This window comes from Microcoleus sp. B4-D4 (assembly GCF_036705185.1).
Taxonomy (GTDB): domain Bacteria; phylum Cyanobacteriota; class Cyanobacteriia; order Cyanobacteriales; family Microcoleaceae; genus Microcoleus.
This window is the reverse complement of record NZ_JAUBTX010000001.1, coordinates 36,339-62,529: the sequence shown is the minus strand read 5'-3', so window position 1 is coordinate 62,529 and position 26,191 is coordinate 36,339. Positions and strand designations below refer to the sequence as shown.

The 26,191-nt window shown below is 46.1% G+C and carries 23 protein-coding genes; 11 read left to right on the top strand and 12 right to left on the bottom strand.

Annotation, left to right across the window (positions count from 1 at the left end; all coding sequences use genetic code 11):
• Nucleotides 1-318 precede the first annotated feature (318 nt).
• From QUB13_RS00195 to QUB13_RS00185, 3 genes are all read left to right on the top strand, one after another.
• The gene (locus QUB13_RS00195) at nt 319-756 is read left to right on the top strand and encodes a cupin domain-containing protein (protein ID WP_333309780.1); all 438 of its coding nucleotides are present in this window, start codon (nt 319-321) and stop codon (nt 754-756) included.
• A 36-nt stretch (nt 757-792) separates the two neighbouring features.
• On the top strand, nt 793-927 hold the full coding sequence (locus tag QUB13_RS00190; protein ID WP_333377527.1) for a hypothetical protein: 135 nt from the start codon (nt 793-795) through the stop codon (nt 925-927).
• A 99-nt stretch (nt 928-1,026) separates the two neighbouring features.
• Complete coding sequence (locus QUB13_RS00185) at nt 1,027-1,377, top strand: DUF952 domain-containing protein (RefSeq protein WP_333089862.1); 351 nt, start codon at nt 1,027-1,029, stop codon at nt 1,375-1,377.
• Nucleotides 1,378-1,570: 193 nt separating this feature from the next.
• Here the strand turns inward: QUB13_RS00185 and QUB13_RS00180 are convergent, their stop codons facing one another.
• Nucleotides 1,571-2,824 (bottom strand): CCA tRNA nucleotidyltransferase, encoded by a 1,254-nt coding sequence (locus tag QUB13_RS00180; protein WP_333377524.1) that lies wholly within the window; start codon nt 2,822-2,824, stop codon nt 1,571-1,573.
• Between the two features lie 108 nt (nt 2,825-2,932).
• On the opposite strand from QUB13_RS00180, the gene QUB13_RS00175 reads away from it, so the two are divergent.
• The 3 genes from QUB13_RS00175 to tsaB all read left to right on the top strand — a co-directional run bounded on the left by QUB13_RS00175 (nt 2,933) and on the right by tsaB (nt 5,876).
• A complete protein-coding gene (locus QUB13_RS00175) occupies nt 2,933-3,181 on the top strand; it encodes a Ycf34 family protein (protein WP_333089860.1) in 249 nt (82 codons plus the stop codon).
• 275 nt (nt 3,182-3,456) lie between these two features.
• Nucleotides 3,457-5,166, top strand: a complete 1,710-nt coding sequence (locus QUB13_RS00170) for a serine/threonine-protein kinase (RefSeq protein WP_333377521.1) — start codon at nt 3,457-3,459, stop codon at nt 5,164-5,166.
• Nucleotides 5,167-5,168: 2 nt separating this feature from the next.
• The gene (gene tsaB, locus QUB13_RS00165; protein ID WP_333377517.1) at nt 5,169-5,876 is read left to right on the top strand and encodes a tRNA (adenosine(37)-N6)-threonylcarbamoyltransferase complex dimerization subunit type 1 TsaB; all 708 of its coding nucleotides are present in this window, start codon (nt 5,169-5,171) and stop codon (nt 5,874-5,876) included.
• 329 nt (nt 5,877-6,205) lie between these two features.
• On the opposite strand, the gene QUB13_RS00160 is transcribed toward tsaB, so the two are convergent.
• From QUB13_RS00160 to QUB13_RS00140, 5 genes are all read right to left on the bottom strand, one after another.
• Nucleotides 6,206-6,469, bottom strand: a complete 264-nt coding sequence (locus tag QUB13_RS00160) for a hypothetical protein (protein WP_333115331.1) — start codon at nt 6,467-6,469, stop codon at nt 6,206-6,208.
• Between the two features lie 391 nt (nt 6,470-6,860).
• On the bottom strand, nt 6,861-7,691 hold the full coding sequence (locus QUB13_RS00155) for a DUF928 domain-containing protein (RefSeq protein WP_333377514.1): 831 nt from the start codon (nt 7,689-7,691) through the stop codon (nt 6,861-6,863).
• A gap of 73 nt (nt 7,692-7,764) precedes the next feature.
• Nucleotides 7,765-10,203 carry a CHASE2 domain-containing protein gene (locus tag QUB13_RS00150; protein WP_333377511.1) on the bottom strand — a complete coding sequence of 813 codons (2,439 nt, stop codon included), beginning with the start codon at nt 10,201-10,203 and terminating at the stop codon, nt 7,765-7,767.
• A gap of 29 nt (nt 10,204-10,232) precedes the next feature.
• The gene (locus QUB13_RS00145; RefSeq protein WP_333377508.1) at nt 10,233-11,183 is read right to left on the bottom strand and encodes a DUF1822 family protein; all 951 of its coding nucleotides are present in this window, start codon (nt 11,181-11,183) and stop codon (nt 10,233-10,235) included.
• 30 nt (nt 11,184-11,213) lie between these two features.
• Nucleotides 11,214-11,858, bottom strand: a complete 645-nt coding sequence (locus QUB13_RS00140; RefSeq protein ID WP_333377506.1) for a hypothetical protein — start codon at nt 11,856-11,858, stop codon at nt 11,214-11,216.
• 650 nt (nt 11,859-12,508) lie between these two features.
• Here QUB13_RS00140 and QUB13_RS00135 point away from each other — a divergent pair.
• Nucleotides 12,509-13,930, top strand: coding sequence for a CHAT domain-containing protein (locus QUB13_RS00135; protein WP_333377503.1), 1,422 nt, complete (start codon nt 12,509-12,511; stop codon nt 13,928-13,930).
• A 626-nt stretch (nt 13,931-14,556) separates the two neighbouring features.
• Nucleotides 14,557-16,614 carry a hypothetical protein gene (locus QUB13_RS00130; protein ID WP_333377500.1) on the top strand — a complete coding sequence of 686 codons (2,058 nt, stop codon included), beginning with the start codon at nt 14,557-14,559 and terminating at the stop codon, nt 16,612-16,614.
• A gap of 256 nt (nt 16,615-16,870) precedes the next feature.
• On the opposite strand, the gene QUB13_RS00125 is transcribed toward QUB13_RS00130, so the two are convergent.
• The 4 genes from QUB13_RS00125 to QUB13_RS00110 all read right to left on the bottom strand — a co-directional run bounded on the left by QUB13_RS00125 (nt 16,871) and on the right by QUB13_RS00110 (nt 18,092).
• Nucleotides 16,871-17,350, bottom strand: coding sequence for a hypothetical protein (locus QUB13_RS00125; RefSeq protein ID WP_333377496.1), 480 nt, complete (start codon nt 17,348-17,350; stop codon nt 16,871-16,873).
• 67 nt (nt 17,351-17,417) lie between these two features.
• Nucleotides 17,418-17,684: a hypothetical protein gene (locus QUB13_RS00120; RefSeq protein ID WP_333377493.1), complete on the bottom strand. Its 267-nt coding sequence runs from the start codon at nt 17,682-17,684 to the stop codon at nt 17,418-17,420.
• Between the two features lie 42 nt (nt 17,685-17,726).
• Complete coding sequence (locus QUB13_RS00115) at nt 17,727-17,915, bottom strand: hypothetical protein (RefSeq protein ID WP_333377490.1); 189 nt, start codon at nt 17,913-17,915, stop codon at nt 17,727-17,729.
• Between the two features lie 6 nt (nt 17,916-17,921).
• Nucleotides 17,922-18,092 carry a hypothetical protein gene (locus QUB13_RS00110; protein WP_333377488.1) on the bottom strand — a complete coding sequence of 57 codons (171 nt, stop codon included), beginning with the start codon at nt 18,090-18,092 and terminating at the stop codon, nt 17,922-17,924.
• Between the two features lie 914 nt (nt 18,093-19,006).
• Between QUB13_RS00110 and QUB13_RS00105 the strand changes: the two genes are divergently transcribed.
• On the top strand, nt 19,007-21,079 hold the full coding sequence (locus QUB13_RS00105) for an iron uptake porin (protein ID WP_333377485.1): 2,073 nt from the start codon (nt 19,007-19,009) through the stop codon (nt 21,077-21,079).
• 377 nt (nt 21,080-21,456) lie between these two features.
• Here QUB13_RS00105 and QUB13_RS00100 read toward each other — a convergent pair whose 3' ends face one another.
• Nucleotides 21,457-22,692: an FIST signal transduction protein gene (locus QUB13_RS00100; protein ID WP_333377482.1), complete on the bottom strand. Its 1,236-nt coding sequence runs from the start codon at nt 22,690-22,692 to the stop codon at nt 21,457-21,459.
• A 484-nt stretch (nt 22,693-23,176) separates the two neighbouring features.
• On the opposite strand from QUB13_RS00100, the gene QUB13_RS00095 reads away from it, so the two are divergent.
• Nucleotides 23,177-23,413 carry a Calvin cycle protein CP12 gene (locus QUB13_RS00095; protein WP_194071272.1) on the top strand — a complete coding sequence of 79 codons (237 nt, stop codon included), beginning with the start codon at nt 23,177-23,179 and terminating at the stop codon, nt 23,411-23,413.
• A 259-nt stretch (nt 23,414-23,672) separates the two neighbouring features.
• Here the strand turns inward: QUB13_RS00095 and QUB13_RS00090 are convergent, their stop codons facing one another.
• Nucleotides 23,673-24,887 (bottom strand): RNA-guided endonuclease InsQ/TnpB family protein, encoded by a 1,215-nt coding sequence (locus QUB13_RS00090; RefSeq protein ID WP_333377479.1) that lies wholly within the window; start codon nt 24,885-24,887, stop codon nt 23,673-23,675.
• 405 nt (nt 24,888-25,292) lie between these two features.
• Between QUB13_RS00090 and QUB13_RS00085 the strand changes: the two genes are divergently transcribed.
• Nucleotides 25,293-25,913 (top strand): DUF3177 family protein, encoded by a 621-nt coding sequence (locus tag QUB13_RS00085; RefSeq protein ID WP_194011828.1) that lies wholly within the window; start codon nt 25,293-25,295, stop codon nt 25,911-25,913.
• Nucleotides 25,914-26,191 lie beyond the last annotated feature (278 nt).

Genomic DNA, 26,191 nt, shown 5'->3' with positions numbered 1-26,191 from the left:
TCATTAGTCAGTAGTCATTAGTCAGTAGTCATTAGTCATTGGGAATTGGGCATTGGGCATTGGGCATTGGGAATTGGGCATTGGGCATTGGGAATTCGGCATTGGGCATCTATAGCATTGTTATTTGTCTGACATTATTTGTGAGTGGCCACCAATAACCAATAACTACTGACTACTGACTACTGACTACTGACTACTGGCTACTGACTACTGACTACTGACTACTGACTACTGCCTACTGACTACTGACTACTGACTACTGACTACTGACTACTGCCTTCAACCATAACTAACAATAAAAAAATGACAAATCAGTGCATGATTCCTGTGATAAAATCTCCGAAAGACTACCAAGCATTTCGCATCAGTCCCGGCGATACTAATAGATTAGCTATCGTCTTCGATCCGGTAATAGCTAATGTTTCCTTAACAGTTTGCATCGAAATCTTCGATGCGGGTGGCAAAACTCCTCCTAACCGCCATCAATTTGCAGTAGAAATGTTTTTTGTACTCAAAGGAACAGGGGAAGCCACCTGCGACGGCAAAACAGTTAGTATTAAACCGGGTGATAGTTTGTTAGTGCCTCCAACCGGTACTCATGTAATTAAAAATACGGGCAATGAACGTTTGTACACTTTGTGCATTATGGTGCCGAATGAGGATTTTGTGGAACTAATTCGCAGCGGTACACCAGTCGAACTCGATGAGGAAGATATGAGAGTTCTCGGGCGATCGGATGTACTGGTGACGTGCTAAGTTTCTAGTGAGGATTACCGTCAGCAAACAGAAAAAATGACTGGCGCGGCTCCGGGTGCAGCGCGGGCGATCGGTGCTAAAATTAAGACGCTGACAGTAAGTTGCGGCGGGAGTTTTCCTTGTCGAATTGTACTGCGGCGCAACGAAGGCAAAAAAATCTGGTTTCTTTGAAAAATTGTCGCTAATAGCGAAATATTTTGGTACAGAAACCGAGTTTTTGACCCCGCATTTGTAAGTTTTGTACCAGTCGCACTTAAAACCAATCTAATTATGAGCGTTATCTTTCACATCACCCGCAGCCAACAGTGGGAACAAGCCAAACAAGTGCAATTCTATCGCGGGGATACGCTAGATACTGAAGGATTTATCCACTGTTCGACTTTGCCGCAAGTTGTGAAATCTGCTAATAAATTTTTTGTGGGACAAACAGGGTTGTTGCTGCTGTGGATTGATTCGGAGAAAGTAGAATCTGAAGTTAAGTATGAATTTGCCGCTGGTGAAGATTACCCGCACATTTACGGGCCGCTGAATGTTGATGCTGTGTTGCAAGTTTTTGAGTTGGAAGCGGGTGCAGATGGTAAGTTTCAATTGCCTGCGGAATTAACAGCCAGCCCTAAATAAACTTATTGCATTGTTTTTTGATTGATAATTAAACCGCAGATGTCAAGCAGATGCAACACAGATGCAATGCAGATAAATGTAGGCGCATTTACTGATTGTCGCTGGGGCTGTTTTCTAGATATTTGGGATGTGAATTACAGATGGTTGGTAAACTGGCTCCTAGCAAGATTGTTGTGGCGATATTTCCCAAATATTAATCAACTTCAATCAAGTCGGCAGCCAGTTTCAGCGCCTCTTCGCGAGTCGCAATTCTCCCTTCTACCCGCGCTAATTGAATCTCCATTAATAATTGACCGATGAGCGGACTTCGGGGAATATTCAAAGATTCCATTAACTCATTGCCGCTAACTAATTGGGTGGGATGAGCGATAATGTCATCGGCATTGAGGTAGCGATTAATTAGCAGGGAAATATCATCAACTGCGACTCCCGCGGCTAGGGCTAAAACTGCTAAAACTGGAAATACTATTCCTACATCCCGAAACAAAAAATATTGTTTTCGCAAGGACATTTCTGCAATCGGTTTTGCTTGCAGTTTGGGCAAGTATTTCAAAAGCCCGATCGCACTTTTAATCTCTGCATTGCTGTACTTCAACCGCAGCAACTCTGTTTCAGCGATTGTCGGGTCGGAATTTGCTAAAATAGCCAACTTCCCAACTGCCAACAACGGCGTTTTAATTGTATCTCGAATCGATCGCCCAAATTCTCTCCCCAAGTCTGGATAAATTGCCGCCAAATCAGCAGCACAGGAGTCGATTTTTGTCAAGATATCGAAACGGTCGATCGCACTTGCAAACCAAATCGAAAACAAACCATCTTCGCAACCGCGACAAATCCAAGGAATACCGTTATTATTGCTCAACAAATAACCCAATTCCGTCCGCACCCGTTCCACCGCCACCCGACTCAACAACGGCGCTAATTCTCGAATCGCAGATTGAGTTTCCGGTTCGATCGCAAAACCCAACTGCGCCGCTTGGCGGTAAGCTCTTAATAACCTCAGCGGATCGTCTTCCAAATTCGATCGCGAAATCATCCGCAGCAAACCCAACCGCAAATCAGTTTGACCGTCCAAAGGATCGATCATTTCTCCGGTAAAAGGATTGCAGGCGATCGCATTTATCCGAAAATCCCGGCGCAACAAATCCCCCTCCAGACTCCCCCCCAAAGCCTCCGCAAAATCCGCCGTACCGCCCGCAAACACCACCCGCGCAATCTGTCGTTCCGCATCCAACAAGACAAATCCGCCTTTGGTGCGATCGGCAATTTTTCGAGCAGTCTTCACCGCCCGTGTTAGCATAACGAAATCCAAATCAAAATAGTGCGATCGGCGTCCCAGCAGCGCATCCCGCACCGCACCGCCCACCAGATAAACAGGCGGTGTCAGCAGTTCCAAATCGAACGGCCAAGTCTCAGGAGATAGCGCAGTTGGCAAATTAATCGGCATCGCAACAAAAATCTACTTTCCTTACAAACCATTAAACTCTTGCTAAGCTAGATTAACAGAAAGCTCAGAATTCACCAATTTTTTTGAAATGCACAGAGGATATCAAGAATGTGTATTTGTATTAACTGCCACTATGTAGACCGCTGCTTCACCTACCACGCCGTAGAAGAACAGCACGAACAGATTCACCTCACCGAAACACCAGATTTTGACCCCGTAGAACCCACCATCAACGTCAACATCCGCCCCCGCCAAGACGAAATAGAAATGGAATGGGATGTAGTCGGCTGTGAAAGTTTTAAGCAAGAGACCGGCAAATGGGCCAAATTGCGGCCGGGCGAACTCGTACCGACTTAAGTTAGTTGGCAGTTGGCAATTGGCAATTGGCTGTTGTTAGTTGGCAGTTGGCAGTTGGCAGTTGGCAGTTGTTAGTTGGCAGTTGTTAGTTGTTAGTTGGTAGGGGCGGTGGATGGTGCGTGCCCGCCCTCTTAGTTGTTAGTTGTTAACAATTCACCAATAACAACTAACCAATAACAACTAACCAATAACCAATAACAACTAACCAATAACAACTAACCAATAACCAACAACAGTCAACAATTAAAAATCTAAAAGATAAAATATAAAATCCAATGTCCTATTGCTTAAACCCAACTTGTCAGAATCCGCAAAATTCAGGGAATGCAGAATTGTGCCAAAGTTGCGGATCGAAATTGTTGTTAACTAACGAACACTCGGCATCAGCATCTCGCTACCGTACCATAAAGGCGATCGGACAAGGAGGCTTTGGCAGAACTTTCCTAGCAGTTGATGAAACAAAACCCCTGATTTTTTCGCAGTGCGTAATCAAGCAATTTTTGCCGCAAAACACCGCAGCCGAAAAAGCGGCCCAACTATTTCAGCAAGAAGCAGCCCAGCTAGAAATCTTGGGAAAACATCCCCAGATTCCCGAATTAATCGCGCATTTTGAACAAGAAGGGAGACAGTATTTAGTACAAGAATTTATAGACGGCAAAAACCTAGCCCAAGAATTAGAACAAAAAGGAGCATTCACCGAAACTCAAATTCGGCAACTCCTCAACGATTTATTACCAGTGCTCCACTTCGTCCACAAATCCAAAGTCATTCACCGGGATATTAAACCAGAAAATATCATTCGCCGCCGCCTATCTCCAACTCCCTTACCAGCCTTAGAAAGTTCCTATCAACCCTCTCCTTTCCAAAAAGATATCGTTTTAGTAGACTTTGGTGCAGCTAAGAAAGTAACAACAACTGGCTTGCCACAAACAGGTACAATTATCGGCAGTGCTGCTTATACAGCCCCAGAACAATTGATGGGAAAAGCAGTTTTTGCCAGCGACATCTATAGTTTGGGCGTTACTTGCATTCACTTGCTGACTCACATTCCTCCCTTCGACTTGTTCGACAGCGCCGAGGATTCTTGGGCTTGGCGAAATTATTTGAAAAGTGCTGTTAGCGACGATTTCGGCCGCATCCTCGACACCATGCTCCAAAGTGCCACCAAACGGCGCTACAATTCAGCATCTGCAGTCATCCGGCACTTGAACCCCAAGCCGGTGTATTTAGAGGGGCAGCCTGTGCTGGATGCGCCGGAAACATCCGCAGAACGGGTGGTTACACCTGCGCCCGGTGTGTCGCTTTTCACTCGCCAACAGCAAGCCGAAATTCAGCAAGCTTTGCAAGATGCGATCGCCCCATACAATGTTACAATCCAAGTCAGTCAAGCCAAACAAAAACTAAATATCGTCATCAACCGAACCGAAGACAACCCCATTTACTACCCGCACCTATCCCAAATAATTGCCACCCGGTTAACCGATTTGCAGTTAAATCAAATCACAGCCATTAAGCTATTGGGAAGAGTCAACAATTCTCGCATCCCCGAGTGGAAGGAAGTATTGCAAATCGATCCCAAGATTAAACTAAGAAACAAAATCGTGCGACTGCACCAGAATCAATTAATCAACAAAATCGCCCCTGTTGCTACCCAAGAATTTTGGCTACCGAAGTTAAAAAATACGGATTTTTGGATCGATTCGCTAATGTTTGCTTTGGTTTGGTTTATCTTTGGCTCTCAAATAGTCATTTTTAATTCAATATTTGCGCTAATAGTTGCATCGGGTTTTATGACGGTCAAACATCAAGTTTCTCAAAACAAAGAATTTGCCAATAAAAATTTATTTGCCAGTTTAGTCTTACTATTTCTGATAACTGGTGGCATGGGTAATTCAAGAATTTTAAATACCGGAATATTTGGCGTTCTTTTGGGTTGTTTGGTTGTAGCTTTGCCCTTGTTTTTTGTAAAGGAAAATTATCATTAATCGTGAATAGCAATCCCCAAGACAGAATATCAGTTAAAAAATACGGCCTAGCCCTGCACACGGCAACTCCCGAATTAGGTTTAGCAATCAGCAATTTTTCCGGCGATTCTCGCTGCCAAACTTGGAATTTGGGCCGCAGTTTAGCAACGGATTTGCACCAGCATTTAATCGAGTTTATCCAGCCGCAAACTTGGGCGGATTTGGCTTTTATTGCAGTGGCGAAGGGGCCCGGAGGTTTCACGGGTACTCGCATGGGTATGGTGACGGCGCGGACTTTGGCTCAACAATTGGATATTCCGGTTTTTGCGATTTCAACTTTGGCGGCTGTGGCTTGGGCGGAACCCCCCCAACCCCCCCTTGCGAAGGGGGGGCTTTTGAGTGAGGAATTACCCCTTGCTAAGGGGGGGGTTTTGGATATCGCGCTACAAATGCCTGCAGGGCGCGGGGAATTGTTTGGGGCGGTTTATGCAGCTAACAGTAATTCTGGTGTAACTGAGTTATTTACAGATACGGTAATGACGGCGGAATCTTGGCAGAAAAAGTTGGAAAGTTGGGAAAATTCCTATCGGTTGATTGAAGTTGGCAGCGAATTGGGTGCGTCGGTTTCTGGTGTGTTGGAATTGGCTTATTTGCAGTGGAAACAAGGAAGTCGCCCTGAGTGGTGGGATGCTTTGCCTTATTACGGGCAACATCCCGTGAAGGGGCAATAGAATTGAATTGCAAAATTAGAAAAACATCTTAAAAGTATCTGCGTTTATCTGTCTTTATCTGCCTGAAATATGCGGTTTTTGATTGATATCGTTTCCGCTTGCATCGGAATTATTTAACCGCAGAGAGCACAGAGTACACAGAGGGAGAGAATATATATCTGAATCATTCCGATGCTACCGGATACGATATCAATCAAAGACTAAGGCAAAAAATCTAATGAATATTGGGAATTGATTTGATAATTTTTAAGGATTTGTGAGATTTTATCGAACCGCCCAAGCGCTAGAAGGCAAAGGAAAAGACAAGAAGAGATAGTTTTTGTTTTTGTTTATTTGAGAGCGAGACAAAGTTCCAGGCAAAATGTTAATGTTAGTGGGTCTGGGTTTTCGATTCGCAATTGGTCTAGTTCAGCAGGATTGCAGCCGCGAGATTCCATAAAGGCGATAATCCAGCTAGTTATTGCATCGATATCAATGTATTTTGCTCCGAGACATTCGGGACAAGTTTCTGTGCTGATTGTACCTGTGCCGCCGCACTCGGGGCAATCCCAGTGGGTGTTTGCGGGATTGGGGTTAATTAGGCTGTTGCTCATTTTCGGCAAAATTTCGCTAGCACTACTCGCTCATTTTAGCAATTTCTTGTTTGGGGAGTTCGCCAACTAAAACTCAGCCGCGTCAATGATATTGGAACGCAAATTAGGAAAAAAGAACGGAAATATAGCAGTTTTTAATTATCTCAAATACAGGAAGAACACGGCACCACCTAAAAACCGGAAATAAATCAACGTCAGGCTCAAAGATAGAGCAAAAAAAAGTAAAGATACATATCACATTTGTCCAAGTTGACGCTTGATATCAAATTCCGTAACATCGGAATGATTCAGATATATATTCTCTCCCTCTGTGTACTCTGTGCTCTCTGTGGTTAAATAATTCCGATGCAAGCGGAAACGATATGAGGACGAAAAATCCTACAATTGTAATTTAGGGTATCACAACCGGGCCGACTAGCGGTTCTTGACTTAACTCTTTTTCCCCAATAGACTCTAACAATTTATTCCAGTCACTTCTCAATTTTTGATCGCTTGGAGAAGCTAACAGCAAATTGCCCAAACGAGTCAATGAATCGTACCAAATATCAGGTGCGGCTGCATTAATCAGACGCTCTGTTTCAGCAGTTGTGGCTACCCTTTTCAGTCCTCCTTGGGCTGTCAAATCGGCTAGATTGTTTGTATTGTTTTTGCAGTATATTCTCAAATACCACCGATAAGATTGCTCTGTTTGTAAAGCATAGTTTGGAGATGTAGGTAAACTAATATTCACAATGCCAGGAGTTTTAGGTGGCTGGAAAGAAGTTTTGTAAATTAAGGTTTTTTCGTCTTGAGTGAGTAGGACAAATTCTCCTTTTTTTATATCTTCGGCAGCATAGGGAATGTAAAACCAAAAGGTAGGATGGGCAGAAGTTGTGAATACTGGATTTTGGCGGGGTACTAGCAGGGCCAGTATTTTATTTGTGCTTTTGCATGATTTCGATGGGTCGAGACCGCCACCAGGTCTAGTATTAGAATCGGGTGGTGTGCTAGTTGTCGATACTTTTGATCCGGCCCCTGGTTTAGTGTTTTTGTCGGGCTGCTTGACTGGTGTTTTTACCTTCGGTTTGCTGTTGGATTTGGCGTTTTGCCCGATCGCACTTGGATGATTTTCCAGCAAACTATTGTCTGCTAAAATAGCTAGATTAGCAGAATGTGACATCGCTGATGCAGCATCGATCGCCAAAATGAAACCGAATACTAACTGCAATTGCATTTTATACATAAAACCCCTCTTCTCTTCAGTCCGCAGAGGCGGACTTTGTTTGTGTAGACGCGGTTTCAACCGCCGAGGCTAATTAAGAGCGATCGTACACAAACAACATACCACCTGTCGTAACTAAAGCCAAAACCGCAGGAACCAAAGGCATCCAGCCCCCCAAAATCAGAATTATCAAAGAAACTTGATACAACACAAAAATCATAGCACCGCTGGCGATCGTCAATAGCAAGGGCGATCGCCAACGCCAAGCCAACAACCCGCCAGTCACAGCAGCCAGCCACACAAAAACCGCATCTCCCCACTGAAACCGATCCCATTGAGGTAAAATCCACAATAGCGGCCTTTTATCAATTACAGCGCTGAGAATTTGACTCACCATATGAGCGTGAATCCAAACTGCCGGCATTTTACCGTAAGGAGTATCGAATTCAGTCTCAGAAACTTCCGAAGTATGACCGATTAAGACAATCTTACCCTTGACTAAATCCGGGTCTATTTTCCCTGACAATACTTCTTGCAGCGTCACCTTAAAAGCTGGTTTGGGGTTAGCGCGGTAGTTGAGCAATACTTGACTGACTTTTGGCTCTTTTAACGGTTGATAACCTCCTGTACGAGAGGCTAATCTTTTGAATGTAACACCGCCAATTACCCACTCTTCATTCTGGTTTTTTTCCAATTTTATGCCTTGATTTTCCAAAAATCGCGCAGCCAACAGAAAACTTAAGCTATTCGGAGCTTTGCAACTATCCTTGAAATTAGAAAGATTCGGGTGATAAGATAGAAGTTGGCGGCGAATACTTCTACCTTTATTGTCACGCGCTTCATCTGGCGGTAAATTGATAAAACCAATTTGATTTTCTAATTTACTTTGCAACAATTCTGGGGGTGGCTCCATAATTTTGCCTGCATTGTAGGTGCATACAGCAATGAGATTGGGATTCTTTTGAAAAAGGGCAATCAAATCTTTTCTTCCCGGTTCCTTTGGCGAATTTCGGTGCATATTCAAACCAATTGCTGCAGGCTTCAATTGTAGTAATTTGTCGATCGCCCTGGCTATAATAGCATCAGTTTGCGGATAGTCGTACTTGTCAACATCCTTGTTAGTCACTTGCACCACCAGCAACCGATTGTCGATTAATTCAGATTCCCGCAGCCTCATTAGTCGATCGAACATTGACAGTTCCAACACCTCCATCACCCCCAGAGAACGCGCTCCCATCACCGCCACGGTACAGGCCGTACTCGCCAAAATCACCGACTTCAAGGGCGAAAAACCCTTAACTGGCGGTCTTTTCTCATACCTAGGAACCGCCGTCAAATTTTCAGCAACAACAGGCCCATCGGACTCAATCAAAAAATCGCTCCAAACCAGAGGCACAGCCGTCGGATGCTGCCAAATTACCGGCAACCAACTAGCACAAGGAAACTTATGCTCTAAATCCCCCAAACGGTTGCAAGCTTCCCTCTTTGCTGCATACAAAGACTTACCAGCTACAAACTCTGTCAGAAAATATTTTAAAAATTCTTGAGCTACAACATCCGGCACCAACTCCCGCATTAAAATCATTTGCGGAATCATTTGGAAATCATCTAATTTTGTCGCCAAACCCAACCCGTCACAGCAGTTAAAAATGGCTAGCTGCAAACCATTATCCACCGCTTTTCTCAAACCAACCCACAGCTCATCAATAGTTAAACAATCATCTTTATTGATATAAATTTTTCCCGTACCATCCTCAGTTTCACCGTGCCCCGCAAAAAATATAATATCCCAAGATTGTTCCCAAAGCTCGTCAGTAATCTGTTTGCGTTTGGGTTCTACTAAAACTTTAACATCAGCATTAGGAGACAAGTTTTTCAGGATTTTCTCATCTTCTTTTACATTAATATCAGGGCTATCTCCCAAAATAGCTAAAATTTTTACCTTAGATTTGCGGAGAGGTTTCTGAAACTCTAGTTTAACAAAGTTTAATTGACCAAGCGACGGTTCAGCTTTCGGAAAATTGTCAAACAAATCCCACAAATGCCAAGGTAATTTGTGCAAGTTCGGATCTTCGGTGCGAATTAATACCCTAATATCTTCACGATCATTTAATTTCTCTCTGAGTCGCGTATCAATTTCTCGAAACTGTTCTGACTTCAGCCAAATATTCATGGCTGCTGCTAGTTGCTGGCCGGATTCCTGGCATTTCTTCAAGGAACTTCTAGTGTCTGCTTCTTTAACCTTAACTCGCCAAGAAAAAGACTTGGAGCGAAAAATTGTTTTATTACCCGCTCTTACCAGAGAATAAAAGGCTGGAAAAATTCTTTTTTTATGGTTCCGGGAAGGCATTCCCAAAGAGCGATATTTTTGAGACCAATGTTGGTTTACTAAAGCTGCTAACTCGGGATTTGCAGGTAAAATGCTAGTAATGTCAGCCAAGGATTCGCCGTCATCCTCTTTGATTTCCAAGGTAACTCGAAAACCTTGGTTTGGCAAATTGCCATCTAATTTGAGATAAACTAACTTGCTCATAACACTTACCCCCTATGGATAATTGATGATTATGTGAAAAACAATTCACTCTCGCTAAAATCACCCAAAGCAATTTTAACGCTAAATTGTTCTCCCGGTTCTGCACTCAACTTGAATAGCAAGCTATCGGTTTTATTGGCTCTAGCTTGCACCAAACTTTTTCCTCGTTCGTCCAACACTATCAATTCCACATCTTCGGGCAATTCAATTTGGTTTTCTGCCGGACAAAGTTCTATCAAAATATCAAAGCTTCCATGATTTGTTGGCATTATTCCCAGCATTAAATTAACTCTTTCTCCGGGTTGTAATTCTACGGCTTTTATGCGTTTAACCTGAGTAACATCATTAGCAGGATCGCTATTTTCTAAAGTTTGGGTACTCCTGAAATCAAACTGGAATTTTTGTCTTGATTCAAACACTTTTTCGGCGGCTTCCCAGCCGATGTCGAAAACATTATGCAACCATTGAATGAGATGCACTGGTTTAAGTTCGTCCAAGTATTTTGGCTGGAGTTCGTCCAGGTATTCTAGCAGGTTTTCGATCGACTCCAACTTGCTAAGTGGAACTTTTTCTCGATCGCCCTTTTTGACAAATCCCAGCAACTTCACCTCTTCCAGCGATTGGGCTATCTCCACGGCAACATAACCGATTCTGTCCGATCGCACTTCTGCCGGAATCGAGACAAACTCTTCACCCTCACGTACAGGGCGGCACTCCAGCTTACCAAGATTTTTGACCTCCAAATCTGCAACATCCATGAATTTCTGGATCGCAGGATTCCAGATATTGCTGGCAGTCAAATCAGTGTCTATTTCCATACACTGAAAGTAAAAATCCACTGCGTGTACCGCCAAAGCATTCAGATAAACCTGTTTGGCTTTTTTCGGGTCTGTTTGTTGCTGCGATAGCTTTTGAGCGCTCAGGTGCGCTGCTGGGGCGATCGGCATTGTCAAAACTAAATCAACTTCTGTGTTATTCATGATTACTCCCTGCTTTTGGTACATAATGTTCTACAAGTATTCTTTGAATCTGGGCGTAAATTTTTCCACACATCTCTGGTAAAAACTACTCAAACTAGAAACATTGACTCCTAACTCATGGGATATATCCTGCCAACTTTCATCTTTTATAACTTTCTTCACCAACAAAAATTTAAAATTGACGTGCGGGTACTTTTTCATCACTTCGCCTTCAAAAAAACCTCCCGGATCTTCTACAATGATATCGCTCAAAGCAGCTTCAAGTTGACAAGATTTATTTTGCAATTGTTGCTTTTGTATTTGATTAAAAACTCGATCCATATCTCCACAGTATTCAATAGAAAACTCTTTTTTACCTATAACTTTAGGCGTAGATGCCTGAAAACATTTAAGCATCAAGAAGTTTACCCACTGGCTGACTGTCTTCTCCGGTCGATAGTTGTGAATTTCGCGGCAAATTCGCAACGTTAAGTCCGATTTGGCTTCTGCACAAATTGCCCGATAAATTTCGGGGATAAATTTTGTATTTCTGGGAGAGTGAACGATTTTATATTTTTCAACCTCCGCCATAAATTTGGTCATAGCTAGCCGTCGCCCTAAAGTTTTAGGCTGGTGATTTTGAGCAGCTATAGCTAGCTGTTTGAGCCGATCGTCAATTTCATCCTTAGTAGGCATCTCTTGTTCCAAGGGTACTCAAAAAAATAGTCGGCAAAGCGGATGCAGGTCGCCGGAGATTGGTTAACAAGCCGATCGAGATTGACTGGCGCGCATCCTCCTGCATAGCCCTCTATTTGTCTATCTGTCGGGATCTGGGATTTTTACGCAAAACTTCTGCAAAAGTTACAAAACTTTACATAACTCGCAATTTTTTGGGTGCTGTCAATGGTGGTGGTGCGTCAGGAATCTAGCAGTGCCGACGTTTCATGCAGAAGAGATTAGGCTTGTTGCTAGTTTGCTAGTTACCAGGAAGAGCCTGGTAATGCTTCTGAGGCGAGGAAGGCTTAGAGGATGGAGAGAGGACTGCAGGAGGTGTTTAAGTTATTAAATTTTCGTTCCTAAGCACCCTACAGCAGATGTTTGGGGTTGGTTTTGGGCGATCGAGCGGCAGGGAAGGCAGCACACCCTACAGGAAATATTTGGCATTTGTCTTGAATGCTATAATCGAGCTCGCCAGCACAGGACGATCGCACTCCCAAAAACGCTTATTAAACTCCGAAAAAGATGCTGTCGCCAAATGCGCCGTTAATACCACTGCAAAAAAATGCAGCTTCAGTCAGTGATTCTCAATCGTTGCAAATCAAAAATGGTATAACTGCCCGAAAACCATGCACCAACAATCCCCGCAGCAGCCTCAAAAACACGCGACTCCCAAAAAACTTAAAACAGCTATTTTTTACTGTTTGACAGCAATATTTTTCTGTTGGAGTACCGCGAACCTGCCTACAATTGCCCAAAACCCAGCCCCCGGCGGGCTTAACGGGCAAGAAATGAGAAATTTGCTCGATCGCGGAAACCTCACCGAAGCCGTCACCAGAATCGAACAAGACTGGGAAGAAGACTATCAAAAATACTTGCAACAAGACTTTGAGACCCGTGCCAAAACCGCCGAAGCAATATCAAAAACTCTCTCCCGCCTAGCAGTTCAAACCAAGAAAAAACCAGCTTTAATTTACGCCATCCCGCGCACAGACCAACTCGAATTAATCTTAATATTACCCGATCGCCCGCCAATTCTCCGCAGCATCCCATCCGCCAAACAAGAGACACTGCTGTCAGCAGTCCAAGAATTCCGCAGCGAAATCACCAACCCCGTAAAACTCAACACCACCAGCTATCTAGAAGGAGCCCAACAACTTTATCAATGGATAATTGCACCCCTAGAAACAGATTTGCAAATAGCAAAAATTGAAACATTGCTGTTTTGCGTCGGTGAAGGTTTGCGAACCGTACCCCTAGCAGCAATGCACGACGGAAAGCAATTTCTGATCCAAAAATACAGCCTCGCCCGTATCCCCGCCTTCAAATTCACCGACACTAACTACGCCAACCTCAGAAACACCCAAGTCTTAGCAATGGGAGCATCTATTTTCTCAGAAACGGCGAACAAACAACCGCTACCGGCAGTTCCGTTAGAATTAAGGACGATCGTCCGAGAGTGGCCCGGTAAATCTTTTCTCAACGAAGATTTCACCCTCGTAAACTTGCAATCCCAGCGCCTGCAACAAAGATACGGCATCATCCACCTCGCCACCCACGCCGAATTCCGCCCCGGAACTCCAAATAACTCTTACATTCAATTTTGGGACACCAGACTCGGACTCGATCAAATGAGAGATTTAAAATGGAACAATCCGCCTCTGGAACTGTTAGTATTGAGCGCCTGCAGAACAGCCTTGGGAGATAAAGAAGCAGAACTCGGATTTGCCGGTTTAGCGCTGCAATCGGGAGCAAAATCTGCCCTCGCCAGCTTGTGGTACGTCAGCGATGCGGGAACTCTGGCGTTGATGAGTGAGTTTTACGATCGCTTAAAAGTCAACAAGCCGAAAGACCCTCCTATTATTAAATCTGAAGCTCTCAGGCAAGCACAAATTGCTGCGATCGAAGGTAAAGTAACCATAAATAACGGTCAATTGCGAAGCTCTAGGGGCGAAACTTCTTTACCTCTGTCTATCCCTCAAATCGAGAGCCAAGATTTATCGCATCCTTATTATTGGGCAGCTTTTAGTATGATCGGCAGTCCGTGGTAGGTGGGGGAAAGTAACAGGCTTTCGGGCCTGTTTCACAATGCGATACTTGTAGGGAAATGTCATTGTCCGAGGGAGCATCTGGGACTTTGTAAAAAGTTTTTTTGGGATGAAGAGTGCGAACTCGCGAGGGAGGATATCAGTTTGGCAAAAAGCATTTTTTTATTAGAGTGCGAACACTATAAATGCAAAACACCAGATGCTCCCACTCGCGCTCGCTTGCGAGCCGTACAATAATCGCGAGATATTAAGCTCCCACTCTTCATCCAAAATACAGATGCTCGCGATCGCCTCCCAAGAGCATCTGTGTTTGGGATTTGTAGTACACTTCAAGAGCTCGCAAGCGATCGCGAGCTCTTGCGTGCTGGCAAGTTGTAAAAAAATGCTTTTTGCAAAGCCCCAGATGCTGCCGATCGCTCTTGGGGGGCGATCGCGATAATTGTATGCAGCCATAGCAGCAGGAAAAGGACAAAGCCTGAGTCCGGTGCGGGACTCTACCGATCGCGCCTCTTGACCGACACAAATGATAGGCTATAAAACATAAAGTAATTGAATATCTGTAGCTGTCGCTCAACAAACCACCACCAACCTGTGACCAATCAAGCGGGAGCCTTCCAGGGGAAATAAATATGAAAAAACTAGAATTTTTACTGCAGAAAGAAGGCGATCGCGCCTGGTTGCCCCTAGAAACCGCCGACGTGGAAATTCTAGAAGGCAAATACCGCGTCGTTGCTCGCATCCAGCACCCCAACACCGACATCGAAATTCGCGTCACCTACACATCCTTCGAGGGAGTAGTCCCGCAGCGGAAAGTCCAAAGCCGATCGGCACGCACCAACCCCGAAGGATTAGTCGTGATCATTCCCTACACCAGACTCAAACCGGGAATGTGGGAACTCTCCTGCTTGCCAGATCCTCGATCGACACCAACAAAACCTTGGCAGTACGGCGTGCAATTGGAAGTATTGCCCGCAGAATCGGAAACCTCCGAACCCCTACCGCCGACGATCGACACCTTGGAACCTGCCACTATCCCCTCAGACTCACAAATCGCAGCACCGGTCGATCGTCCTGCAACCCAACCCCCAGCCCCACCGCAGCCGACCAAAATCTACCAATTCCCCAATCCCCAAACCCCTCCGCCTCCGCCCAAACCCCCAGTCAAACTCGAACTCGAACTCATACTCGATCGAGAAACCTTCGTCACCCAACTCGGTCGCCCCTTAGTCATTTCCGGCAAAATCGACATTCCCCAACCACCCCAAACAACCAGAAAAACAGCAAATCTCATCTCTGAATCACAAACAGAAGAACTCAAAAAACTCATCGGTTCAGCAGAAATACAAATCTACCTGCGCGACCCCCAAACCTCAAAAATACTCGCCCAAATCCAGCAGCAGATGCCAGAACAAGCTCCCCCCTGCATCTTTGCCTGCGTCACCTACATCCCCAGCGAGTGCAAAAGTCGCCTAATTTTAGGAGAAGCAATACTCAGCAGCGGAGGCGTTCCCCTAGCCACCAAACTATTTACAATAACCGCCCGTTTAGAACACCTTCTAGAAGTAATTAAAGAAAATTTCATCGAAGAAAAGCATCAAGCCGAACTCTCCCCAACAGCCTCAAAACAGCCTCGGAAGACCACAAATTTATCGTTTCTCAAGCTAGTAGAAAAATCTTTAGAGTCTCCATCCCCGGCCGAAGTCTCAACAAACGAGCCCTTACCGCCTCAACTGAATTCCCGCCCAACCGCAAGTGCCGGCGGTCTAGAATTGCCCGCATTCGGTAACAAACTGCCCGAGGGCAGCCGATCGCAATTGCTCGAAGAAATCTCCAATCCCCGTCAAACAGTCGCCGGGGCGATCGACCCACAAACCAAACCCTCAGACATCCCAACAGCCGCAGAAACGGCCGAAGATCGAGCGATCGACCAAAAATCCGAAAAGACCCCAGAACCAGAAACAACAGCCCCAGAAGCCCCGCCAACAGCCTCAAAACAGGCATTTCAAACCCTAAACGTTGAGAATAGATTTTGGTCGCGACTGAGTTCCCTAGCCAGCAACGACGAATCCCCCGAATGGCTCAAAGCAACCACCCTGTCGCCCACTCCAAAAGCCGCCAATAGCAGCGACGCCATAGCCGTCGTGGAAGAAAGCAGCCCAACCTTGCTGCAACGGGCGATCGGGGAAACAATTTCCGAACCCAAATATATTGGCCCGGAATCCAGAGAATTTGTAGTTTTTGACGAGCCCCCGCAGCCGAAACAAGTTGCTCAAAAAACCACAAAACTCGAAGCAGAATCAACTGGGCCAACTCCCTACGTTTTGCCAGAAGACGAGTTAGTACCGATGCCCGTCTTAGAATTGCCGCGCGCCGAAATCCTCGGGGGCCAGGCTGTAACAGTGAAAGTGCAACTGCCGGAATTGATGCCCCGGATTTATGTGAAAGTTTGGGTATTCGATCGACAAAGCTACCTGATTCTCGACGGGCCGCGCTGGATTACCGAATTTACACCTAACGGCTTGGGAAATGTCCGATCGAGCATCGAGTTAGAAATTCCCTACGGCTGCATGGAAGTAGAATTTGAGGCGATCGCCGTAGAAATGCAAACTCAGCGAGAAAGTCACAAAATCAGCGTTCACCGCCAAGTTTTGCCCCCAGCCGGCCCCCTTTTGCCCCTGGATGAGTGAACCCTGCATTCATCTCTCTCTTCTCTTTCTCTGTGTTCTCTGCGTTCTCTGCGGTTAAAAAATTCCGAAATCAGTAATCGTAGCCAGTAGCTAACCCTGATTTGGTATTACTGCAAAAAAGTCGGGAAATGGAGGCGATAAATCTCAGAATATTCCCAGTTTCTCGCCCCCCGCACCCAACTTTTTATATCGTAGCCAGTAGCTAACCCTGATTTGGTATTACTGCAAAAAAGTCGGGAAATGGAGGCGATAAATCTCAGAATATTCCCAGTTTCTCGCCCCCCGCACCCAACTTTTTATATCGTTTCCGGTTGCATCGGAATAATAAAATCGAGTCAACAGTTAATACCCAGTAGGGGCGGTGGATGGTGCGTGCGGGCCCGTCAACAGTCAACTTATTCTTGTACACATAGATCGATCGCTGCAAATCCTCAAATTGCAGCGACATCTCAGCCACCAAACCCCTGCAGTTCCAAACATCCTCCTGATACTTGCGGCGGCAAAAATTCATCGGTTCCGAGTAAACTTGAGATGTTGATAAACTCGGCTTCGGGCCGCACCAGTGAATCACAGTCGCCGAGGCGCGATCGCCCGCAAGCCCGCTTGACTCAACCGGAAACCGCTTTCTCACGAAATCCTGGTCAAAATCCGGCACCAAAAACTGCATATCCACATTCTGCACCCGCAGCCGACTTTCCCCGGCCGCCCGGAAAATCATAAAGTTTAAAAAAACCATTTCTCCGTACTTAAATATCCCCGAATTTGCAACCGTAAAATCTAAAATTTCTACGTATTCTTCCTAATTAAAATGCCGCACTTAGCAAAAAAGTACCAGTGCAGAAATAATTGGCTCGATATTTCGACCAGCTAAAACTGAGGAAATGCTTCTCAACACCAGGAATGTCAAAGAAAAGTTTTGAAATATCTGCATCCGAATTTTCCTGACAAGGTTGGTCTACAATCAAATCAGATTTCTTAAAATTACCCAACTTGAGAACATCGCCCCAGACGATGGTATCGGCATCCAAAACCAGGAAGTTTGACCAAGAACTTTCCCAAAAGGCAATCATCTTAGTTTTGCTCCAACCAAAACTTTTTTTCCTGAGAACCTCTTAGGAAACCGTTGTGCGATCGATTACTCGCACGCCGTAGGATTTCTCCAAAGCACTCACAGAAAACGTACCGTCAATCAACAGACAGATGGGGACATCTCCCAAAAAATACCGGATGCTAGCACAGCAATCCTTAGCAAACAGATAATCTTGGTCGCAGCAGGCAATAATAATACCAAAATCTTCCATAACCCCTCATTCTTTTACTAAATTTTCCACCCACAGCGTTTGGGTTTTTTGTTCCGACAGCACTATTTTTGAGTTGTGCATTTTCGCCAGCTTAGCATTAAATTCCTGCGATCGCCCTACGCCAAAAACAGCCATCAAATCGCTATAAAATTTGGGTAGAGTTTGTATCTCAAGCAACACAGCATTCTCGGCGCGATTGGATATTAAGCAACACCAATTGCAGCCGCACTCAGAACACCCAAAAATTGTGTTAAAGTAGCGGTTAATTAAACCGGGCGACAGCTTGTCTCAAACATGACGATCGCCCGCGCGAGTCCCGACTCTTGGGATAGTCAGAAAAGCCAAATTGGTCAAGCCAGAAATTTGGCTTTTCTAGGGTACATCTACGAGTTATGAAAGCCCGCTGGCTCCCAGCCGGCCCGAAAATCGCCCCGCCAAAGGTCGCAGGGTTTAAAGTGAGGTTAAAAAGCTTGACATATTTGGCTCGAAAGCTGTATAAGGGAGGCGACAAGCAGCCCCGATCCTATCCTGATAACTGTCTATTAAGTCTGGCGTAACCGAAGACTCAGGGTAGCAGTCAGTTTGAGGCAGATTGTGGCCGAACCCGCACCACCAATTATCGATCGCAGCTACAGCAATTAAAGCAAGTCTGGCGATCGAGAGATGAAATGAACTCCTTGGGGCGCAGGGAGTCTGCCGATATCGCACGCACCCCGTGCGATGGGAGTGAGGACAACATGGCTTGTCAAACCTCCATACGCTGCATAAGACCAACATCATTCAAAAATGGTAGAGGCAGCGGCGGTTGAAACGGGAAGCCCAGACTGTATGCTTCGCATAGCGTATGGGTACGTCGCCCGGTGATGGTATAATCAACCGTAATGTAATGTGGACTTGACCAGAATTGATGCCCTTGCCGTAGAAAAGCCCAGCCCCTACGTTCAAGCGGAAACTAGACACCCCAACTGTGAGTCAGCAGCTATGGAGAGGTTCTATTATATTGGCAGTTATTCTTAGCAGACAAGCAACCACAAAAATTACAAGTTGGGAATTCTCGATCGAGTTGAATAGAGTGTGAAGGTGTGAGGAAAATGAACAGAACTTTTTGGAATTTACTGCTAGTATCCCCCGCTATTCTGGGGCTATCATCAGTTGTCAGTACCGCAGCCCTAGCAGCCGAAGCGACCGCAACCGCTGAAGCCAACCAGCTAGCCACAGCAAAGTCATCCGAATCAAAAATTGCAGCATCAGTTGCAGAATTAGTTGCAGAACCAGTTGCAGCAGCCCCTGCCGCCACAGAAAAGCTGGCTTTAAACAGCATCGCTCCAGCGGCCCAAACCCCGATCGCCAACTCGGACGACGCACAAAAACAGCCGGAAAAACTGGCAAAAATTGAACCAGAAACCAGCGCAGCAGCACTGCAAACAGCAGAAAGCGGCATCGACTCAGCAGCCCCAATCGCAATCGCCCCCGCCACCACAGCGGCAGCGACTGAACCCGTGGCTGCAGCGAACACAGCCGAACCGTCGCCCCAAGCATCAGACTTGGCAGTGCAAAGCACCCCCACAGACACCGCTGCAAAAATTGAAGAACCGGCTGCCGCCGCTCTCCCCCCAGCTACTGTCCCAGCTACTAAGGTAGAAATTGCTCAGACAGTACCCGGAGGAATGGGCGGCCCGATCGTCCCAGCAACACCCCAAGCCCTGCCGGCACAACAGTCAGGAACCATGTCCCAGGTGACATCGGTCTCTCAGCTATCCGACGTAAGGCCGACAGACTGGGCATTCCAAGCCCTGCAATCCCTAGTCGAACGCTACGGTTGTATCGCAGGCTATCCCGACGGCACCTACCGCGGCAACCGCGCCCTGACTCGCTACGAATTTGCAGCCGGCGTCAACGCCTGCTTAGACCAAGTAACCAAACTAATTAGCTCGTCAACAGGTACCTTCGTCACCAAAGACGACTTAGCCATCCTGCAACGCCTGCAAGAAGAATTTGCAGCCGAACTCGCTACCCTGCGCGGACGAGTAGATGGCCTAGAAGCTCGCACCGCAGAACTAGAAGCCAACCAATTCTCCACCACAACCAAACTGGCCGGAGAAGCCATTTTTCTCGCCAGCGACACCTTCGGAGATGGTGTTGGGCTGCGGGACGACAAAACGGCCACCAACCTCGGCTACCGGGTGCGGTTGAACTTCAACACCAGCTTCAGCGGTCGAGACTTGCTCAGAACCCGCTTGCAAGCTAGAAACATCGCCAACTACGGTACAGCCAACACCGCCGGTACGAACATGGCTCGCCTCGCCATTGACGGCGAAGACGGCAACCAATTCTCCCTCGATCAAGTGTGGTATCGCTTTCCGGTAGGCAACGCTACAGTATGGTTGGGCCCGAAAGGACTGAGGCTCGATGACGTTGCCGAGCTGACTGCTCCCTTGGAAAGTAGCGGCAACGGTGCTCTATCCAGGTTTGGACGTTACAACCCGGCAGTGTTCCGCGGCCCCGAAGGAGCAGGCGCTGCTATCAAATACAACTTGGGCCCAGTGAAAGCCACAGTTGCCTATCTTGCCTCCGACGGCGATTCTCCCAACCCAGCCGACGGCCGGGGCGTTTTCAACGGTTCTTTCAGCGCTTTGGGTCAGCTCAACTTCTCTCTGGGCAAAGTTATTGACATTGGCGCAACTTACACCCGGAAATACAATCGGGGTGGCGATGTTGGCATCATGGGCGGTACGGGCAGTTCCTTGGCTAACCGGCCCTTCGGTCAATCAGCCACCGCATCAGATAACTTTGGCGTACAACTTAACTTAAAACCCAGCCGTCGCTTCCAGCTTGGCGGTTGGTACGGTTACACCAAGGCTGAACAACTGCGGGGTGGCAACAATGACGCTACTGTTCAGAATGGTGCTGTTTTCTTGGCGCTGCCAGATTTTGGCAAGCCTGGAAACCTTCTCGGTTTTATCGCCGGCATCCCGCCAAAAGTTACTGAAAGCGATGTCGCCAGAGACCGCGACACCTCTTATCACTTGGAGGGTTTCTATCGCTTCCAAGTTAATGACTTTATTGCGGTGACACCGGGCGTTTACGTGATTCTGAATCCCGAAAACAACAGAAATAATGACGATATCTGGGTAGGAGTCCTGCGGACAACCTTTAGTTTCTAAGGTTTCCTGATATCTAGTTAAAACTAAAAGCGGCAGGCGACTGCCGCTTTTAGTTATTGGTCAGTTGGTAGTTGTTAGTTGGTAGTTGTCAGTTGTCAGTTGTCAGTTGTCAGTTGTTAGTTGTTAGTTGTCAGTTGTTAGTTGTTAGTTGTCAGTTGTCAGTTGTTAGTTGTCAGTTGTCAGTTGTTAGTTGTTAGTTGTCAGTTGTTAGTTGTCAGTTGTCAGTTGTTAGTTGTCAGTTGTTAGTTGTTAGTTGTTAGTTGTCAGTTGTTAGTTGTTAGTTGTTAGTTGTTAGTTGTCAACAGTCAACAGTCAACAGTCAACCGTCAACCGTCAACAGTCAACCGTTAACAGTCAACTGCCAACAGTCAACAAGATTATGAATTTTGGCGGCAAATCCCGAAGACGGAGGTGTAGCCGTGCAGAAACGTGCTGCCGCCCACGGGGCCGATTTCGCCGTTGCAGAAAAAGCCGCTCAGGGGAATGTTTTTGATGTACCTGCCGAACAGTTTCGAGTCAAAGTTCGATTGTCCGTAAAGCCCTTCGCCGCGCCCCAGACAAGAGAACATCAATGCACCTGCGCTAGATGTACCCCTGTACTCACCATCCCGCTGATAGCGATCGAGCAGCAGTTCTAGGTCTTCTGCGGAGGTGCGCGCGTCCCGCAGGTGAAATTGGATGCGCTGTCCGGGACGGACTCGATCGCCGATCGCAATTGCTCCCACTTTCGGATCTACCCCTAACAAATTTCGGATTAAAAAATCTCCGGGCTCTAATTTAAACTTGAATTCATCGCTGACTAAGCCGACAAATAACGAGTGCTGCGCTAATTCTCGGTCTGCTTCGCTCAAAGTTTGAACTAACTCTCGCAGGGCCTCTAAGGGCGATCGCTCGATGCCCCCGCTGCCGATATCGTCGGTTTGTTCTTCGAGTTTGAGCACAATATTGCGCTCTCCTTCCGTCACCCGATAAGGATGCCCGATCGGTCTGCAGCCTTGAGCGACAATCGTTTCTAGAACTATATTTCCGCTCAAAGCCACTCCCACCGTTCCTTCTCGGTAAAGCTGATAGTCGCAAAACAGCGCCGCGCCCCTGCCCGCACCGTCGCCGCCGGCGAGTCCCCCTACCTTCGGTGCACCCGGATAGGCATAATCTAGCCCTTGCAGCAAATCGTTAATTTTTGCCGAAAAGGGGTCGGCCAAAATGATAAACTGCGGTTCTTCGCCGGCCGGCACGCCCAACAAATCCACCCAAGTATCCGGCGGACTGTCTAAGTCCGGCAGTTCCTCTGCACCGACGTGAAATGTTCTGACGCTCACTCCAGGCAAGCGGGCAAGACAGAGGCTGACTGCTGGAGAACCCTCCACTTCTTCGGTCTGACCGCCTCGACCGGTACCGATGACCCCTCCCCCGCCGCAGCCGAGAATCGCAGGCACTGGCAGTAATTCTTTGAGTAAAGGCATCAGCCGAGAATACTCGCTGGCAAAGGCAGACGAGATAAAAATCAGTGCTAAATCGGCCGGGCCTTCTAATTCGCGATCGGCTTTTTCTACAACTTCTTTCAAGGCTGATTCCAAAGACGGACGGGTTGATAAGGCGCTGACCCATTGCATTTGGTTTTGCTTGTCCATAGGGCGAAAATCTCTATAAAACTATGTCTATACATTAGGCTAACCGGAACTTGCCTCTGGCGGGACGCTATTGGAAAGTCGATCGACTCTCCCCCGATCGCCGTTCTTGTGTTAACATAAGTTAACATGAGTCTTAAATCAATCTGTTTAGTGTTAAATTCCGTCTTCAGCTAAATCTTAAAAGATCAAGCTCAATACAGTTTGACACGACAATTTCCTGTAATGTTTTCATCAAAAGTCAGGTGGGCTCGACCTGCATTGATGCCTGTGAACTAAAATCCGCCGATCGGCTAAAATAAAACAGGAAGTAGAGACGGCTGCTGCGATCGCAGTTTATGGATGGGTTTGATCGGGCTGCAACATCAGCACATCTCAAGCTAGTATTAGCTGAGGTCGCCAGACTGAAACTGCAAATCGAACACAAGCTAACATCCAAAAAAGAAAACCTTTCTTACTCAAGAAATTTATGACAACAACACCCGCAGGCAACATCCAAGAACAAATTGAAGAAGAACTAGAAAGCGCTCGTACCGTCTGTGACGTCAAGGGCGCAACTTCGGGCGAATGCGCCGCAGCGTGGGACGCAGTTGAAGAACTGCAAGCAGAAGCTTCCCACCAAAAGCAAGTCAAACCTAAAAATTCCTTTGAAAAATATTGCGATGACAACCCTGACGCTGCTGAATGCCGCATCTACGACGAATAAACGAGCAATTTAGCTCCTTGTCTTCCCTCCCGCACCAAAAACTACATTTTGGTGCGGGATTCTTTTATCGCTTGATTAACTATACCTTTTTGCCAAATACGTGCTATACACAACTCCCTCCCAAAAAACCTTGTAAAGGAGAGCTAGGACTTCATCTATAGCAAGTATTTAGTCAACTCCCCAAGAATACCCGGTGGTTGAAACCGCGTCTACAGGAGACTTTACCAACCAGGTAGAGGTTGAAGACAAGACGAGTGAATTACCCACCGTCAAGCGGAGTACCGCTATGACGGGGGCTTCCAGATTCACAAGGAACCGCGTCCGACAAGACCGAAATCTTGCCACCACGACTTACATTCCCTCCACTGGCAGTAGCACTAATTCCTAATGCCAAAAACCGCAAGGCTTCATCTCTAATATTTTTGGCCGCATTCACGTCGCGATCATTTCTTGATTTACAACTAGGGCAATCCCAATGACGAACATCCAATGACATTTCAGATACTTTGTGCAGACAATTATTGCAAGTTTTGGAGCTAGGGAAGAATCGGTCAACCTCAACATAGATTTTGCCCTCTTTTTCAGCTTTATACTTGAGCATTGTTCCGAACATCCCCCACCCAGCATCGCTAATTGATTTAGCTATACAGTGATTGCGTACCATGCCTTTGACGTTTAAATTTTCTACGGCGATGACTTGGTTTTCGTTTACTATCTTGCGGGATAGTTTGTGTAGAAAATCTTCGCGAACACGCTTGATTCTTGAGTGGACTTTAGCCACTAATCTTCTAGCCTTGTGTCTAGTATTGCTCCCTTTTTGCTGACGACTGAGTTTCTGTTGTTTCCTTTTGAGGTTACGGCTGTGTCTTTTGAGATGCTGAGGATTGACATATTTACTGCCATCACTGGTTACACAGAAGTCAATCAAGCCTACATCTAAACCAATTGCCTTGCCTTTTTGTGTAGTCTCTACACTCGGAATACCATCATCAACCAAGATAGAAGCAAAATACTTCCCATCTGGGTTCTTAGATACGGTAACAGTCTTGACTGTGCCATCAAAAGTGCGATGTATTTTGCAATTCACTTCACCAATGATAGGTAGCTTGATAGACTTTTCACCTACCTTGACATTCTGAGGATAGCTGACGGATTGCCGTCCATGCTTTGATTTGAAGCTAGGAAAACCAGCTTTTTTCTCAAAGAAATTCTGGTATGCAACAGACAGATTTAGGGCAACAACCTGTAGAGATTGCGAGTAAGCACCTTTCTTCAGCCAAGGATATTCGCTCTTGAGCTGAGGTAGTAAACCTTGGATTGCGCCCCGACTCAGCCCTTTACCGGTAGCCTTGTATGTTTCCTGACAAAGATTTAGGCTGTAATTCCAGAACCATCTCGAACAGCCAAATGCACCAGCAAAATATTGCTGCTGTTCGGTTGTTGGATATAATCGGAACTTGTAAGCTTGATACATTATCGGTAACTAAGGTTGCTGGTAACAGCATAGCTGATAGGCAAGGAAAATACAGGGAATTTGTTCGTTTCCTCATGCACCGCCCGTCTACTGCTGGCTGCGCTTTGTATCTCGTGGGCGGTGCAATTGTCAACTCACGAGCCTTTCATCACGCTCGGTAATTCATTCGGGGTACTTCGCGCTGCGCGAAGATTCATCCCGAATGAATATACCGAGGGACTTCCCGGCTGGATAGTTAAAATTACGTTATATTTTGGGATATGCCGAGGACGTTCGGCGAAACTGTCGAGCCACCAACGAAAGTTTTTGTAAACCTCGTTTCAACCGCCGTCTTATCTTATCCCTGACTTTTGAGCATTTGTATAGTAGAATTTGTCACAAATAAGTGAGTATATTTTCCCAAAGATGTTAAGTCTTTTATTGGCAGCCACTGGGCCTTGGTTTCAACCACTTGTGTGGATGGATTACCGCTTGTCTGTGCTATTAACAATTTCGATCCCGCTCGTAGTGCTGATTTGGGCTGTTTTTGACAAAGCTGATGCGATCGCCCGTTTGTTGGTGATTTATTGGCGGGTAGCCAGTTTGTTGGCAATTACACTTTACCTGATGATGGCTGCTCTGCCTGTGAGCTTTGTCTCGTCAGTGATAGCGAGAGCCTTGATTCCTGCTTGTCTGTGGTTCTGGCAGGATTTAAACGACGAAATTGCCGATCGGCCTCAATCACCTTTGAAGCTCGCCTTTACAGCTTGGCGGTGGGCGATTACTGTTTTCAGCGGTTTGGGCGCTCTAGCTCAAATTCCCTTCTTAAACTGTGCCTTTAAATCTCAAATTCAAGTAATTGACGAACCTTTTTGCCGCATTTGGTTAGACCCGCCTTGGCTGTACAAGCAGATGTTTCACCCCAATCTCACACCTCAATTTTTGGGATTGTTGGGTATGACAGGTTTAGCAATTTATGTAATTTACTTGTCATACTTTGTATTAATTAAAATTGGTAAACAGGGGAGGTCAGCTACTGGAAATTAAGTAGATTTAAAGCAAATATTGGTCTCCTCCATTTCAGCTAAAATCTTCAACAAAAAAGTCAAAATTTCCTACTCGAAAAAATCGCATATACAAAAAATTCAACTAACAAGAGGGTGGCTGACGTGGTGATACCGCTAAAAATTTGATACCGTACCACGTACTCCTGTTGTGGATATCTAAAAATTTTAGACGAAGAGTTCCTGCTCCGGTTGCAAGTAAATCTCAAACTTGTAGGGCGAAGTCGAATTATCTCAAATCTCAAATTGACTGACATCAAT